Origin of the sequence: Halodesulfovibrio sp. (genome assembly GCF_025210605.1) — a bacterium.
Taxonomy (GTDB): domain Bacteria; phylum Desulfobacterota; class Desulfovibrionia; order Desulfovibrionales; family Desulfovibrionaceae; genus Halodesulfovibrio.
Genome location: NZ_JAOARI010000032.1, coordinates 41381 through 57241 on the forward strand (window position 1 = coordinate 41381; position 15861 = coordinate 57241).

At 44.3% G+C, this 15861-nt stretch carries 12 protein-coding genes; 9 read left to right on the forward strand and 3 right to left on the reverse strand.

Going from position 1 to position 15861, the window contains the following annotated elements; translation table 11 throughout:
• Window position 1: 1 nt before the first annotated feature.
• The gene (locus tag N4A56_RS12485; protein WP_293669580.1) at window positions 2-376 is read right to left on the reverse strand and encodes a CrcB family protein; all 375 of its coding nucleotides are present in this window, start codon (window positions 374-376) and stop codon (window positions 2-4) included.
• Between the two features lie 44 nt (window positions 377-420).
• Here N4A56_RS12485 and N4A56_RS12490 point away from each other — a divergent pair, with 44 nt between their 5' ends.
• From N4A56_RS12490 to aat, 4 genes are all read left to right on the forward strand, one after another.
• The gene (locus tag N4A56_RS12490; protein WP_295547715.1) at window positions 421-1020 is read left to right on the forward strand and encodes a class IV adenylate cyclase; all 600 of its coding nucleotides are present in this window, start codon (window positions 421-423) and stop codon (window positions 1018-1020) included.
• Window positions 1021-1098: 78 nt separating this feature from the next.
• Window positions 1099-1410: an ATP-dependent Clp protease adaptor ClpS gene (locus N4A56_RS12495; protein ID WP_293669577.1), complete on the forward strand. Its 312-nt coding sequence runs from the start codon at window positions 1099-1101 to the stop codon at window positions 1408-1410.
• A 1-nt stretch (window position 1411) separates the two neighbouring features.
• Complete coding sequence (gene clpA / locus N4A56_RS12500; protein WP_295547716.1) at window positions 1412-3697, forward strand: ATP-dependent Clp protease ATP-binding subunit ClpA; 2286 nt, start codon at window positions 1412-1414, stop codon at window positions 3695-3697.
• Between the two features lie 128 nt (window positions 3698-3825).
• Window positions 3826-4530, forward strand: a complete 705-nt coding sequence (gene aat / locus N4A56_RS12505) for a leucyl/phenylalanyl-tRNA--protein transferase (RefSeq protein WP_295547719.1) — start codon at window positions 3826-3828, stop codon at window positions 4528-4530.
• 157 nt (window positions 4531-4687) lie between these two features.
• On the opposite strand, the gene N4A56_RS12510 is transcribed toward aat, so the two are convergent.
• Window positions 4688-5179 carry a hypothetical protein gene (locus N4A56_RS12510; protein ID WP_293669572.1) on the reverse strand — a complete coding sequence of 164 codons (492 nt, stop codon included), beginning with the start codon at window positions 5177-5179 and terminating at the stop codon, window positions 4688-4690.
• A 165-nt stretch (window positions 5180-5344) separates the two neighbouring features.
• On the opposite strand from N4A56_RS12510, the gene uvrB reads away from it, so the two are divergent.
• From uvrB to N4A56_RS12535, 5 genes are all read left to right on the forward strand, one after another.
• Window positions 5345-7363, forward strand: a complete 2019-nt coding sequence (uvrB, locus tag N4A56_RS12515) for an excinuclease ABC subunit UvrB (RefSeq protein WP_293669570.1) — start codon at window positions 5345-5347, stop codon at window positions 7361-7363.
• A gap of 14 nt (window positions 7364-7377) precedes the next feature.
• Window positions 7378-8424: a TrkA family potassium uptake protein gene (locus tag N4A56_RS12520; RefSeq protein ID WP_293669569.1), complete on the forward strand. Its 1047-nt coding sequence runs from the start codon at window positions 7378-7380 to the stop codon at window positions 8422-8424.
• 386 nt (window positions 8425-8810) lie between these two features.
• The gene (ligA, locus tag N4A56_RS12525; protein WP_295547721.1) at window positions 8811-11180 is read left to right on the forward strand and encodes an NAD-dependent DNA ligase LigA; all 2370 of its coding nucleotides are present in this window, start codon (window positions 8811-8813) and stop codon (window positions 11178-11180) included.
• An 87-nt stretch (window positions 11181-11267) separates the two neighbouring features.
• Window positions 11268-12053 carry a 4-hydroxy-tetrahydrodipicolinate reductase gene (gene dapB / locus N4A56_RS12530; protein WP_295547724.1) on the forward strand — a complete coding sequence of 262 codons (786 nt, stop codon included), beginning with the start codon at window positions 11268-11270 and terminating at the stop codon, window positions 12051-12053.
• Window positions 12053-13702, forward strand: a complete 1650-nt coding sequence (locus N4A56_RS12535) for an NAD+ synthase (RefSeq protein ID WP_295547727.1) — start codon at window positions 12053-12055, stop codon at window positions 13700-13702. The genes dapB and N4A56_RS12535 overlap by 1 nt, the downstream gene beginning before the upstream one ends.
• 122 nt (window positions 13703-13824) lie before the next feature.
• Here N4A56_RS12535 and N4A56_RS12540 read toward each other — a convergent pair whose 3' ends face one another.
• The gene (locus tag N4A56_RS12540; RefSeq protein ID WP_295547731.1) at window positions 13825-15747 is read right to left on the reverse strand and encodes a molybdopterin-dependent oxidoreductase; all 1923 of its coding nucleotides are present in this window, start codon (window positions 15745-15747) and stop codon (window positions 13825-13827) included.
• Between the last annotated feature and the right edge of the window lie 114 nt (window positions 15748-15861).

Sequence of the window (15861 nt, forward strand, 5' to 3'; positions counted from 1 at the left end):
CCTACAGAAGTCTGCCAAGCGTAAGTCCAAATTTAAGAAGAATGACTCCTGTGATAATTTGTCCTGCAACATTCAAAAGAAAGTAAAGCCATTGTGCTGAATCGAGCAATGCAGCTGATTCGAAGATGAATGTCGAGAATGTCGTAAATGCGCCCATGAAGCCGGTAAGTATAATTGTTCGTGCTTCTGTTGAAAGAAAGAGTCTATCTTGTGCATATGCCCAGATGAGACCAAACAGAAAACAACCGATGATGTTAACGAGGTATGTGCCGATAGGAAACGTTATGTTTATAGCACGTTGAAATACTCCAGAGAGTAAATAACGGCTTAAACTGCCTAATCCTCCTGCACAGAATAATAGAATGATCTTTGTCATGCTGTTTCCTTAGATGATGGTAACAAAAAATCTGGAAGTATTATATGGCGTTCGAAATTGAACTTAAATTTATACATATTAACCAAGTGTTGCTGCGCGAAAAACTATCAGCACTCGGCGGCTTATGTAAAGGAAGACATCTGGAACGTAACGTAGTGTTTGATACGCCGCTACGAGAAATGAAAAGTGCCGATAAGCTGCTGCGTCTGCGTGCGAAGCAATGGAAGGATAAAGAAGAAGCAGTTTTGACATTGAAGCTTCCACCGGAAGGTGACGTGCCTGCCGATGTGAAAATATACGACGAGCGTGAAACAAAAGTTGAGAGCTTTGACGGAACGTATGGTATCCTCGAAGGGCTTGGGTATGAAGGAGCCTTTCGTTATGATAAAATGCGTGAAGAGTGGATTTTTGAAAATGTTGAAATATGCCTCGATGAGTTGTCATTTGACACAGTTGTAGAACTGGAAGGTTCTCGTGACGATATTTTTGCGGTAGCGGCAACGTTGTCTTTACCGCTGGAGCAGTCTTCTACAGCGACATATCATGATCTGCACAGAGCGTATCGTGAAAGAGAAAATCTTGCTCCGCAGGATAGTTTTTATTTTACAGATGAAGAATGTCAGCAGTTGCTGAAAACCCTATAGGGTTGCAGTACTCGGGAGTGGCTTGTTGTCATTATCCGTAGCGGCATTAACAATACTATTACATGTAATGGATTCATTATGGCTGAACATCATAGACCTGATTTTGATTCTGATATTCTGCTTGAAGAAAAGCTTAAAGAGCCTCGGAAATTCCGTGTGCTTATGCATAATGATGACTATACCACAATGGATTTTGTCATTTTAATTCTTGTTGAAGTGTTTCGTAAAACGACTCAGCAGGCTACACAGATTATGCTGAGTATTCACGAAAAAGGCACAGGAGAATGCGGTGTGTATACCGCAGAAGTTGCGGAAACTAAAATTGCAATAGTCCGTGCAAGAGCGAAGGAAGCTGGATATCCTCTAAAATGCTCAATGGAGGAAGTGTAATATGCTGAGTATGCATTTAGAACAGGCTATCGCGAATGCTGTACATGAAGTACAAGAACGCAATCATGAATTTTTGACCCTTGAGCACCTCCTTTATGGGATTGCACAGGAAGATCAGGGGTACTTTATTTTGGAACAAGCTGGTGCGGATGTTCCTTCTCTGTTGAATCGAGTAGAAGTTTTTTTCGCATCACATCTTGAACCGTTACCGGAAGATGTTCCAACAGAGATTATCCGCACAATAAGCGTGCAACGTGTATTGCAGCGTGCTGCTATGCAAATGCAGTCCTCTGGTCGTGAGGTTGTTGAAATTGGTGACGTGCTGGCATCAATCTATGAGGAAGAAGATTCCTATGCCCTGTACTTCCTTCGCCATATGGAAGTAACCCGTCTGGACATTCTCGAAGTAGTTTCACATGAGATGGATGGCGGAGAGTGGGCTATGATGGGCGAAGAAGCGGCAAATGAATCCCGTACCGACTCCCTTTCAGAATTTTGTGTGAATCTAACAGAGAAAGCAAAGCAAGGCGAGATTGACCCGCTTATCGGGAGAAAGGCGGAACTGGAACGCACAATTCAAGTTCTTGCCCGTCGTCGCAAAAACAACCCGTTGTTTGTCGGGGAGCCGGGGGTAGGTAAAACTGCGCTTGCGGAAGGGCTTGCTGTCCGTATTATTGATGGCAATGTTCCTGAAAGTTTCCATGACGCACACATTTATGCACTCGATATGGGATCACTCCTTGCGGGTACAAAGTATCGTGGTGATTTTGAATCTCGTTTGAAAGGCGTTATTCAAGATCTTAAAAAGATAGAAGGAGCAATCCTTTTTATTGACGAAATTCATACTATTGTTGGTGCAGGTGCGACAACGGGCGGCTCTATGGACGCTTCAAATATTCTTAAGCCTGTTCTTGCCAGCGGTGGAATTAAATGCATTGGTTCCACAACGTATGAAGAGTATAAAAACCATTTTGAAAAAGATCGTGCACTTTCACGCCGATTCCAGAAAATTGATGTTCCGGAACCGACTAATGATGAATGTATGGCAATTTTGAAAGGATTAAAGCCATACTATGAAGAGCATCATGGTGTTCGCTACAGTCAGCCTGCTATAAAAGCTGCTGTAACGCTGTCAGCACGGTACATAACTGAGCGTTTTCTGCCAGACAAAGCTATTGATGTCATTGACGAAGCCGGAGCCGCGTATCGTCTGCATGGAACACACCGTAAAAGCAATACCATTACAGCAAACGATATTGAGCGTGTTGTAGCAAAAATGGCGCGGATTCCTGAGCAGCGTGTATCTACAGGCGATAAGCAAAAACTTTCCGGTCTTGTGGATGATCTTAAAGCACAAGTGTTCGGACAGGACAAGGCTGTAGATATAGTCGGTAAAGCTATTTTACGAAGCCGTGCAGGGCTGGGTAGAGATGACCGTCCAACAGGATCATTTTTATTCTATGGTCCTACTGGTGTTGGTAAAACCGAGCTTGCACGTCAGCTTGCAAGCCAGCTTGGTGTCCAATTTCTTAGATATGACATGAGTGAATATATGGAGAAACATGCTGTTTCCCGTTTGATCGGAGCGCCTCCGGGATATGTTGGCTTCGATCAGGGCGGACAGCTGACAGACTCAGTCCGTAAACACCCTCATGCTGTTGTCTTGCTTGATGAAATTGAAAAAGCACATCCAGACATTTTCAATATTCTCTTGCAGGTGATGGACTATGCAACGTTGACGGACAACTCTGGTCGTAAAGCAGATTTCCGTAATGTTATCATCATAATGACATCAAATGCCGGTGCTCGTGAGATGGCAGCAAAGTCTATCGGTTTTGGTTCTCAGGGTGAAATGGATGTGGCACAGCGCGGGCTTAAAGCCGTAGAGCGTACTTTCAGTCCAGAATTCAGAAACCGCCTTGATGCAATGGTTCCGTTCCACGGGCTTGCAGAGTCCATTATGGAACAGATTGTAGACAAGTTTGTGGCTGAATTGGAAGACATGCTTAAATCTAAACGGGTGAAGATTTCTTTAACAGATGCGGCGCGTAAGCGTTTGGCTGTTAAAGGATATGACAACGCCTTTGGTGCCCGCCCGATGCGCAGAGTTATACGAACAGGGCTTGAGGATGCCATTGCGCATGAAGTACTGTTTGGTGACCTGCAAAAAGGCGGGGTCGCAACAGTTGATGTTAAAGATGAGAAAGCGCCGCAGAGTGCAGAAGACCTTGGTTTGAGTATGACCTTTGTGCCCTTGAGTGCAAAGAGTACAAAAAAGAAAAAATAAGACTCTACCTGAACAAAGCTTCAAGGGCAGGCGGGGCTTGTCCCCCTTGCCCTTTTTCTATGGAGCTGTGTTGTATTTCCCATTTTTAAAGAGCAAACGTGATTGCGCTGGGCAGTCTCTATATAATTATGACAGTTTATTTATTATCAGAAGAAGATGTTTCCTTTCCAAATCCTGCATTGGCAGACCAAGAAGGTTTGCTTGCCGTTGGCGGCGACTTGCGCATGGAAAGACTTGTTAATGGTTATGCTAACGGTATCTTCCCTTGGTATGACGATGATTCTCCAATCCTTTGGTGGTCACCAGATCCGCGGTTTGTCCTGTATCCTCAAAATCTGCATATTCCTCGCAGCCTTCGGCGTGTTCTCAACTCCCGCAAATTCACCGTAAAGATAGATACTGCTTTTGAAGAAGTAATGCGCAACTGCGCTATGTCACAGCGTCCTGACGAGGAAGGTACGTGGATTGTTGAAGAGATGATTGAAGCCTATTGTGCACTAAATGAAGCAGGATTGGCGCATTCAATTGAAACATGGCGCGACGATACGCTTGTGGGTGGATTGTACGGCGTATCACTGGGAAAGGTTTTTTACGGTGAGTCCATGTTCTTTAAAGAGTCTGACGCTTCTAAGGTTGCTCTTGTATGGTTAGCTAGACTGCTCGTTGCGGCGGGGTTTGAGATGATTGACTGCCAGCAAGTAACAGACAACCTTGAGCGTTTTGGGGCTGTGGCTATATCGCGTGAAGAATTTTTAGATACACTTCATAACGCGCTGGATGCCCCTACAATTCAAGGGCAATGGACATTTCCAGAGGATTTTTTCCCGTTGTAAGAAAATCGCAGGTTCAGCTATAATTGCGAGCATGCCTGCTGTAGCATTGTAGGAAGCCGTGCAAGGGGGAACTATGCACGGCTGTTTTTTAGCAAGAGCTTGTTTGAATGGTACTGCCCTTTGCTATATTGGGTGTAATAGCATGGCAAAGGGGCTATCATATAATGTTAGGTTCGTGCTGATCTAAATCATAAAATCCTGTAAAGTTAAATTGTAGCGGGTAATTAGGCATATCGTGGAACCGAATGAACCCCATGCTTTTGCCTTCTGGGATGGATGCAAGAGGCATAGTTCCCAGTGGAACGGGGAAAGTGAGCGGCGCGGAAGAAACAGCTAGAAGTCGTGTGTGATATCGTTGTTCGAGATATTCAATTATGGCATCACGTTCTTCTTTGGTAAAACTTTCAAGTACCATACGCTTTGTGTCTTCAAGCGTGCCAGTAAGATGCGGTTCGAGTCGGTATTTTTCTCTATCCGTATCGATGCATTTGAGCAGGATGGGGGCTTGTAGTTCTTTTTCAGGGATGTCAGAACGGAAAAGATGTGCTTCTACGTTTTTGCGTCCCTTGAAGCTGCGAATGATAATAGAAATGGTGTAGACTCGATTGATAGGTTCATTGCCGAGAGCTGGTACTATTTCTTTTTGCATGTGGCTCCTCCGCGAAAAGTGGAATTCTCAATTATTGTGCATGATAGGCAATTGTGTGTGCTGCCGCAACTAAGTGATTAATTTTTCATAGTGTTACGAAATCGCTCTGCTAATGGTGGTTAGTGGAACGTTATAACGTTGTAGAGTTGAGTATAAGAGGAAATAATGCAGGATAAGCTGTTTACATTAGAAACTTCATTTTCTCCGCAGGGTGACCAGCCTCAAGCAATTGAAGAGCTGACAACAAACTTGGAGCAAGGCGTACAGGATCAAATTTTGCTTGGTGTTACCGGCTCTGGTAAAACTTTTACCGTGGCGCAGACCATTGCCCGTGCGCAGCGTCCTGCTCTTATTCTTGCCCCTAACAAAACATTAGCAGCGCAGTTGTATAATGAATTTAAAGAGCTGTTTCCGCATAATGCTGTGGAATATTTTGTAAGCTATTATGATTACTATCAGCCGGAAGCTTATGTTCCGTCATCAGACACATATATCGAAAAAGATTCATCCATTAATGATAATATTGATAAGTTGCGCCACGCTGCCACACATGCGTTGCTAACGAGACGTGATGTTATCATCATTGCGTCCGTATCCTGTATATATGGTCTTGGTTCTCCAGAGTACTATGCCAAGCTGGTTATCCCCGTAGAAGTAGGGCAAGCCCTGTCTATGGATGAAATTATTACGCGCTTGGTAGAAGTTCAGTATGAACGTAATGACTACGATTTCCACCGTGGTACATTCAGGGTGCGGGGCGATGTGCTGGAGATTATTCCGGCATATCATCATGAAAAAGCACTACGCATTGAATTTTTTGGTGATGACATAGATGCAATCCACGAAATAGATCCTATCACAGGTAATATTCTTGGACAGGTTGGAAAGACTGTCATTTACCCAGCCAGTCACTACGTATCTGATAAAGACAACTTGAAGCGTGCTGTGTCCGATATACGTGATGAGCTTCAAGTGCGTCTGACAGAGTTTAATTCAGGGAATAAGCTGGTTGAAGCGCAGCGTTTAGAGCAGCGTACAATGCTGGATCTCGAAATGATAGAAGAGATGGGGTACTGTACCGGTATTGAAAACTACTCACGGCATTTAGACTCTCGTAAAGAGGGCGAACCACCAGCATGTTTGCTTGACTACTTCCCTAAAGATTTCCTGCTGTTCATTGATGAAAGCCATATTACTGTGTCACAAGTTGGCGCAATGTATAAAGGTGACCGTTCGCGTAAAAGCACGCTTGTAGATTTCGGTTTCCGCCTTCCTTCTGCTTTGGATAACCGCCCGCTTGAATTTAATGAATTCTTAGAGCGCATAGGTCAAACTGTATATGTCTCAGCAACACCGGGTAAATGGGAATTAGAACGTACCCAAGGACTTGTTGTTGAACAGATTATTCGTCCGACAGGTCTTATTGACCCACAGCTTGAAGTACGCCCAACCAAAGGGCAGATGGATGATTTGCTGGGAGAATGTAAAGCCCGTATTGCTAAGAATGAACGAGTGCTCATTACAACCCTGACTAAGCGTATGGCGGAAGACTTAACGGAATACTTTAAGAGTATGGGAGTTAACACCCGTTACTTGCACTCAGATATTGACGCTTTGGAGCGTATGGCAATTATTCAAGCGTTACGTAAAAAAGAGTGTGACGTGCTGGTTGGGATCAATTTATTGCGAGAAGGTCTTGATATTCCGGAAGTTTCTTTGGTAGCTATATTAGATGCGGACAAAGAAGGGTTCTTGCGTTCTGTCGGGTCATTAATTCAGACATTTGGTCGTGCTGCCCGTAATGCGAGCGGTAAAGTTATTATGTATGCCGATGTTGTTACGCGAAGCATGAAAGCGGCAATGGGTGAGACAGACCGTAGGCGCGAAAAACAGGTTGCGTTTAACGAAGAGCACGGCATTGTTCCGCAGACCATTATGAAGCGGATTGATACACCGTTCGACTCTATTGCCTCAACTGCTTCAGAAGCAGAGAAAGAGAAAAAAGGTCGTAAAGGTATATCAATTGCGCCAGAGATTGAACATGATCCAAAGAAACTTGCAAAGATGATCGCTAAACTGGAACGTGAAATGCGCGAAGCAGCCAAAGAACTAGAGTTTGAAAAAGCTGCTGAATTGCGAGATCAAATTCATGTCCTTCGGGAGCGTCTTTTAGAAACAGGCTAATACTGGGGAAGTGCATGAGGTTGTTTTCCAAATCGTTTATTGTCCGACTCATCAAGCTCCGTAACCAGATGGGAGTCTTCTGGCCGCTTATGGTCAGTCAGCTTTCTATAGCTGGTGTAGTCGTGCTGGCAGTCTACGGCTATATGGAGCTTGAAGGCTGGTCGATGTCTGATTCCATTTATATGGTAATCATTACCCTTTCTACAGTGGGCTTTGGGGAAGTTCAGCCTCTATCCAGTGAAGGACGAATGCTGACTTCGTTTCTTATTTTGGCTGGTGTGGGTAACTTTGCCTTTATTCTTGGTGCGTTTTCCCAGTTGCTAGTGGAAGGAAAGTTTTTTCATTTTATCGGGAGCCGTAGAGTGGTTAAAACAATCAGCAAGCTCAAAGGACATTGTGTTGTTTGTGGGTATGGTCGCATTGGTTCTGTTGTAGTTGATGAGATTATAGCAGAAGCGCAGGACGTTGTAGTTATTGAGCATGATCCAGAAGCGGTTAAAAATCTTCAGGAAGAGGGGATTCTTTATATTGAAGGAGATGCGACCTCTGATGAAGTTTTAATGCAGTCCGGCATTGCAAACGCGAAAAATCTTATTACAGCGCTGTCAGAAGATGCTGCAAACGTATATGTTGTCCTGAGTGCCCGGCAGATGAACCAGAATTTGAATATTGTTTCAAGAGCCAGTACTCCGCAGCGCGTAAGTAAGTTGAAACAGGCGGGAGCAGATTCGGTTATTCTTCCGAACCATATAGGTGGACTCCGTCTTGCGCAGTCTGTGCTTCGACCGACTGTGACTAGTTTTATGGAGCTTGCGTACGGAAGAAGCACTATGGCTATTCAAATGGAAGAACTCACAATCAGTGCAGATTCTCCGCTTGTGGGTAAAGACCTTATTCAGTCTGAGCTTCGTCCTAAATTTAATCTTATTGTTATCGCTATTAAAAAAGATAATCAGGACATGATATTTAACCCGGAAGGGCGCACGGTTCTTGAAGCGGGTAACACGATTATTGCCGTAGGCGCTCAGGAGCAGCTTGAAGAGTTTGCACAGCTGCTGTGATCCTATTTATAAACCAGAGGGATACGTGTTTTTCGAAGCCAGTTTCGACGTCTGTTTATATATATAAACAGGCGTCGAAAAGAGCATTTTGTATGCCGTGATTAGTAAATTTGTGTTTACCCAATATTTATGAGTGTAGAATATTATGGTATGTCACCATATTCTACACTCTTTTTTTGTGTGCGAAACTGTATGAAAGTGCGGTGATTGGTACTACAAAGGGTAGACAAGAAAGGGTAAGGAAAGTATCCAGCGGGTCTTAAAAACAATCAGTCGCAGATGCGCCATATTGCCACTGCGGCGTGAGTAAAAATTTCGTAAACAAGCTGCTCGGTTTTATCTGTGTTTTTATGCAGAAAAACAGCATTGATAAAGTAAGGTGTCGTATGTCTGATTCTACCACGTTATCTCTTTCTGAAGCGCAAAAGCGAGTACCCCAACTCCGAGAGGAGTTAGAGCATCATAGCTATTTATATTATGTTCAGGACGCGCCTGAAATTACAGATGCTGAATATGATGTTCTGTTTCGGGAATTGAAAGGGCTTGAAGAAGCATACCCCGAATTGCTTACACCAGACTCCCCGACAATGAAGATCGGGGGTGAAGTTCTTCCAAGCTTACAATCGCAAGATCATAGCCTGCGTATGTACAGCTTGGACAACGCATTTAATGCAGAAGACTTTCTAGCCTTTGTGGATCGCATTAAACGTCATCAGGCAGAAGCAGACTTGTCTTTTTGGATTGATCCTAAAATGGATGGTCTCGCAATGGAGATCATTTATGAGAATGGCTCTTTTTCTGTTGCCCTGACAAGGGGAGATGGAACTTCTGGTGAGGTTGTAACTCATACAGTAAGAACTATTAAAAATGTGCCGCTACGTTTACGTGGGGACAATATCCCGACTCGTCTCGAAGTACGAGGTGAAGTTGTCATTCGACGAGATGCTTTTGCACAGTTGAATGAGACACAACGTAAGTACGGTAAAAAGACGTTTGCTAATCCGCGTAACGCTGCGGCGGGGTCTGTTCGTCAGTTAGATTCTTCTGTTGCGGCTGCTCGTCCTCTTATGTTTCTTGCCTATGGTATAGGTATTGTCGAATGGGAAGATGGAAGTCAGCCATGGGAAACACAGCAAGCTATCATAAATGGCTTGTCTGATCTTGGCTTTACTGTTCCGCCTGATGCGCAGCTTTGCGAAAGTCCGGCAGACGTTACTGCACTCTTTGAGCAACTGGGTGAAAAACGCGATTCATTGCCATTTGAAATTGACGGGATGGTTGCCAAGATAAATGATCTCGAATTGCAACGCGCGCTTGGTTTTACTGCTCGTTTTCCTCGATGGGCGATTGCATTTAAATTTCCTGCGCAACAAGCTGTTACCAGACTTGAGTCAATTGCTATTCAAGTTGGGCGAACTGGGGTGTTAACTCCTGTGGCTGTTCTAGAGCCTGTTGAAGTTGGCGGTGTTGTTGTATCCCGTGCAACGTTGCATAACGAAGATGAGATTCAGGCAAAAGGTCTTATGGAAGGGGATATGGTTATCGTTCAGCGTGCTGGCGATGTTATTCCTGAAGTAGTCCGCGCTCTGGTAGAAAAACGTGATGGTTCTGAAAAAGAGTTTGTCTTCCCGAAACAGTGCCCTGTGTGCCACTCTGAAGCAGTGCGTGAAGAAGGTGAAGCTGCATGGCGCTGTATCAACGTAACGTGCCCTGCGGTTGTTAAGCGTTCAATTGTACATTTTGTTTCAAAGGCTGGGCTTGATATTCAAGGCGTCGGTAAAAGCTGGGTTGAGAAGCTTGTAGACAAAGGGTTGGTTAAAGACCCTGTAGACCTTTTTGAAGTGAAGCGTCTTGATCTCATGCAATTTGAAGGTATGGGACCTGTTTCTGCGCAAAAGTTTGTTGCTGCACTTGCTGAAGCAAAGAAAGCCGCACCTCTGTCCCGATTTATATGTGCACTTGGAATTCGGCACGTTGGAGAACAGACCGGTAAAGTACTGGCGAAAACATATAGTGATTTGGATGCACTTGCTCTTGCTAATGTAACAGAGCTTCAAGGGCTTCCAGATGTTGGAGCAGAGATTGCTGAGTCTATAGTCGACTTTTTTGATAATGACGCAAACAAAGCAATGCTTGAGCGCTTTAAGGCTATAGGGTTGAATCCTCGGCAAGAGGAAACCGCGGTAATAGACGAGGAGCATCCTCTCGCAGGTAAAACAGTTGTATTTACAGGCTCCCTCACAACAAAACGTGCTGATGCTAAAAAGATGGCAGAAAGCGTAGGGGCGAAAGCTGTAGGAAGTGTTTCTAAAAAACTGGATTACCTTATTGCAGGAGAAAAAGCCGGAAGTAAGCTTGCAAAGGCAGAGCAACTCGGGATAAAAATTTTGACGGAAGATGAATTTTTAGCAATGTATAAGAATGAATCTTCAGAAACTGTGGACTCTGATGCTGTGGCGGCAGCGGATGAGACTCCTTCAACTGTCGTAGAACCTCTTCGGGCAACAGATGAAGCTTTGGCTACTGTAGATAAAGAGAATGTAGAGACTGTTGCGGCGGAGATTGCTGCTGAGCCTGCTCTTTCTGAAAGCGAGAACCAAACCGGACAGGGCTTAGATGGGCTTGGACAGAAATACGCTACGGTTGCTGAATCTACAAAAAATGAAAGTGTTGTTGAAAAGCAAGCTACAGACAAGAAGGGTGGAACAAAAAAGAAAAAACAATCAGCAGAGTCGCAACATAGTTTGTTTGGCTAAAGGCTGATTGTCTTCCGTATTCATTTTGCTTTGAATTAAGGCATAAGTCTGAGGGAAGAATAACCGTCGTACATTCGGAGGAATGACATGAGTGTATCTATAGTTGTAATGGGTGCTAATGGTCGTATGGGTGCTACTATTGCGCGGATGGCACAGGATAGCGATAAGTTTGTGCTTGCTGCTGTTGTTGAGCGTGCAGGGCATGAAGAGCGGCTTGACTATTGGGGCTGTGAAGTCTCAAACGATCTTGATGCTGTTCTCGGTAAGCTTGATAATACGAAGACCGTTGTGATTGACTTCACTATTCCTGCGGCTAGTTTAGTAAATGCTAAAATTGCCGCACAGCATACTACTCCGATTGTAATGGGAACTACTGGTTTTACAAACGAAGAGCGTGCTCAGCTTGAAGAACTGGCTAAAACATCTCCTATGTTTTGGGCACCAAATACAAGTGTTGGCGTATATGCTCTTACACAAATTTTACCAGAGCTTATCAAGATTCTCGGTGAAGACTATGATCTTGAAATGGTTGAGTTACATCATAACAAAAAGAAAGATTCTCCAAGCGGTACAGCAATGCGTCTTGCAGAATGCCTTGCAGAAGCCAAAAAATGGGATTTGGATGCCGTTGCCAACTATCACCGTGAAGGTATGATAGGTGAACGTCCTAAAGAGGAAATCGGTATTCAAACTATTCGCGGTGGAGACGTTGTAGGCGTACATACCGTATATGCAATGGGACCGGGTGAACGTATTGAAGTGACTCATCATGCTCATTCTCGTGAAACTTTTGCATCCGGTGCTCTTCGTGCTGCATTATGGCTTGCTGGTCGTGAGGCTGGAAAACTTTATTCTATGTCGGATATTATCTAATGAAAGTAGCGCTTCTTCAACTGAACCCTGTTGTGGGTGATGTTTCTGGCAATATAAAAAAGATTGTCGAGGCAGTAAAAAAAGCTGCAAAAGACGGAGCACAGCTTTGTGTGACTCCAGAATTGTCTGTATGTGGATATCCTCCGCGAGATTTATTATTGCGTGAGGATTTTATCGATGGCTGTCAGAATTCTTTAAAGGAACTGGCTGCGCAGTTAAAGGATTTGCCGCCTACGTTGGTCGGTGTTCCAATCCACAATCCAGATAGTGTGGGTAAGCCTGTTTTTAATGCTGCTGCCTTGTTGGCAGATGGAGTGTATTCCATCGTTGCGCATAAAACGTTGCTCCCAACCTACGACGTTTTTGATGAAAACAGATATTTCGAGCAAGGAAAGCTACGTGGGCTTGTGACAATTAATGGACGCAAAGTCGGCGTGACTATTTGTGAAGATATCTGGAACGATAAATCGTACTGGAAAAAACGCAGACATTACACGCAGGACCCGCTGGCAGGGCTTGTTGAAGATGGCGCAGAGATGATTATCAATCTATCCGCCTCTCCGTTTACCTTAGGTAAACAGTTTGTACGTGAAGAAATGCTTTCGTTTATGGTTCGTCATTATGAGTTCCCGTTTTTATATGTCAACCAGATTGGCGGCAATGATGATCTCATCTTTGCAGGGAAAAGCCTTGCATATGCCGCAGATGGAACTCTCATAGGGAAAGGAAAGTCTTTTGAAGAAGATGTACTACTCGTTGATATTGAAGAGAAAACAGGTCGGGTAGAGCAAGATGATGCAAGCGACGAAGCACAGGCATGGAATGCACTGGTTCTTGGAACCCGTGACTATGTTCGTAAATGCGGTTTTAAAAAAGTCGTGCTTGGTCTTTCCGGCGGAGTAGACTCTGCTCTTACAGCGGCAGTTGCGGCGGAGGCTCTCGGTTCTGAGAATGTAATTGGTGTCCTTATGCCTTCACCATATTCCAGTCAGGGAAGCATTGACGATTCTCTCGACCTTGCAAAGCGCCTCGGAATCCATACTGAGACAATTGAGATTGAACCGATGTTGTCGGCGTTTCTAGGTTCTCTTAACCCCGTGTTTGATGGTGTAGACACTGATGTAACAGAAGAAAACCTTCAGGCGCGTATTCGTGGTAATTTGCTTATGGCAATGTCAAATAAGTTTGGCGCATTGTTGCTCACAACAGGCAACAAGTCCGAGTTAGCTGTCGGATACTGCACTATCTATGGTGACATGGCTGGTGGTCTTGCCGTGATTGCTGATGTTCCAAAAACTCTTGTTTGGAATGTTTGTCGCTGGGTAAATAAGAATTACGGTGAAAAGATTCCTGTTGAGATTATTGAAAAAGCCCCTTCAGCAGAATTGCGTCCAGATCAGAAAGATTCAGATTCTCTTCCTGAATATGAAGAGCTTGATGCAATTCTCCGTAAGTACATTGATGAACGTTTGAGCAAAGAAGCTATTATTTCGCAGGGGCATGCTCGAGAAGACGTCGAACGGGTGCTCTGGCTTTTGAAAATATCTGAGTTTAAACGCAGGCAGGCAGCCCCGGGATTGCGTATTACAGATCGAGCCTTTGGCACTGGCTGGAGAATGCCAGTAGCAAGCCGCGTTACTCTTCCATAACGCTGTGTTACGTTAGTTCTTATTCTAAGATGCTCTCGTAATAACTTTAGCTGTTGTGAGCCTTTTTTAGGACGAGACAATAATAAATGAAAAAGCGTGAGTCGTGTGACTTACGCTTTTTTTTAAAGTAATGCTTGAAGTTTTACTTTCTGACTGTAGAAGGCTGCATTTTGCCCAAGGTCAGTAATGTGCGGTTCTATGATGGCGTTTGCGCAACGATTGAACATCATCCACCCACCACGGCGAATGATTACAGCTTCTGGATGTACAGAGGTGTCTGCGATTGCCTGCACTTGGATTTTCCCAATTGGAGAAATTAATTCAGCTTCGCTCTCTGCTGTAACACTGTATCGAGCTAATGTTGCTGGGTGTACATATGCTTTAAGCAAGGTTTGCTGTTCTTCAGCAGGGATTTGAGAGTGTTCATAATCCTTGTTGATTAACGACTGAAGAGAAAGAGGGTAATTTTCGTCATGTGTTGGTTCATCGTGTAATATGGAATCAGGCAGACGGTATTTACCATCAGCATGCGCAAACTGCATGTCTTTAAAGGCAATCTGTGGGTGGTTTGTAGGTAAGAAACCTTGTTTTCGGATTGTTTCGAGCGGATTTGCGGTAAGGCTGGTAATAGATTCTGTATTAAGAGCTTGCGTTAAAATATCATCTTTAGCTGGCAGGTGAATAGCCAGACGGTCTGCAAGGGCGTGGATAACGTCGTACCCTGATCGTGCCTCGCCTTTTGGCTCAAAAACTTTGGCGCTGTATTGAATGAAGTTGTGATAGTATGAGCCGAATACATCTTCCCGCTCATGGATGAGTGCACACGGCAAAATAATATCTGCGCGTTTTGCAGTGTCGTTCATGAACGCATCAACAACTACGACCATACCAATGGTTCGGAACGCCTTTGCAATTTTCTTTGCATCCGGTGCTTGGTTGACGGCGTTTGAGCCGTCGCACCACAGAAATTCTATATCCCCAGCTTCGAGTATTTCATCTGCAAGGTTGGGTAATAAAAGTGTCCGTGCATTGCTGCCCCCTGAACGCCAGCTAGAATCAAAATTTCTGGTCGTGCTGAACCCGCCATAGCTACCAGCCCCTTTTTTACCGACATTTCCAGAAAGCATACATAGCGCGTTGATGTAGCGTACATTTTCTCCACCATAACGGTAGCGTTGTAATCCCCAACCAATGATATTGGAAATAGCAACATCCTCTTTGCTAAAGAGCTCTGTGAGCATTTCCAGTTCGTGAGGTTCAACTCCACATGCTTCAAGGAGATTCTTTTCATCAAGGGTTTTGATGAAAGCCACAAACTCAGAGCCGTTGGATGTCCGTTCAAGAATATGATTGGAGATTTGCTCATCAACCAGCCGTTTTAGTATAGCCGCAGCAAGAAAGCGGTCTGTTCCTGGTCGAATCTGAATGTGGGTGTCGCTAATGTGGATGCGCTTTCCTTCTTCCGGTGACATTGGAGACACGCTTATCATTTTAATATTTCTGCTACGTGCGTCTTTTAAAAGAGTCGCGGTGTGTACGGAAGAGCGTAAGACATCACGCCCCCAGTTTATGATGCAGTCGGCATTAAGGAGTTCTGTGACGTTGTTTTGATCCATTTCACCAAAGTCGAGTGTACATGCTTCAACGATGGCATTATCACACAAGGCTCCATGTGTAGCTGATGCTCCAAGCTGTTTAAAAAAGTATCGGCTGGCATCGGCAAGAATTCCACGAAAGCCATAGCCTCGTAAGTGGAGCATGCGTTCGGGAGTTGCCCTAAGAGATTCAATTTTATCTGTGATTGCATCAAGTGCTGTTTCCCATGAAACAGGGATGAAGTCAGATCCTTGGCGCATAAGTGGGGTGGTAATACGGTCTGGGGATGCTATACGAGAAAGAGCATGCTTGGCTTTTTTACATGTATACCCCTGTGTCACGGGATGCGCAGGGTTACCTTTTATTGAGTAATTTCCATGTTCATCAGTGGTTATGATGGTAGAGCAACTGTCAGGACAGTCTAACGTACATGCAGATATGTATTCCATTTATACTCTCCTTTGGAGCTTGTTCTACATTTTTTAAAATCAACTTATAGCTTGGTATTGTTGTGTTTTTGTGACGCTAATGTTGTTTTGGAGGTATGAGTCGAACATGGCTAC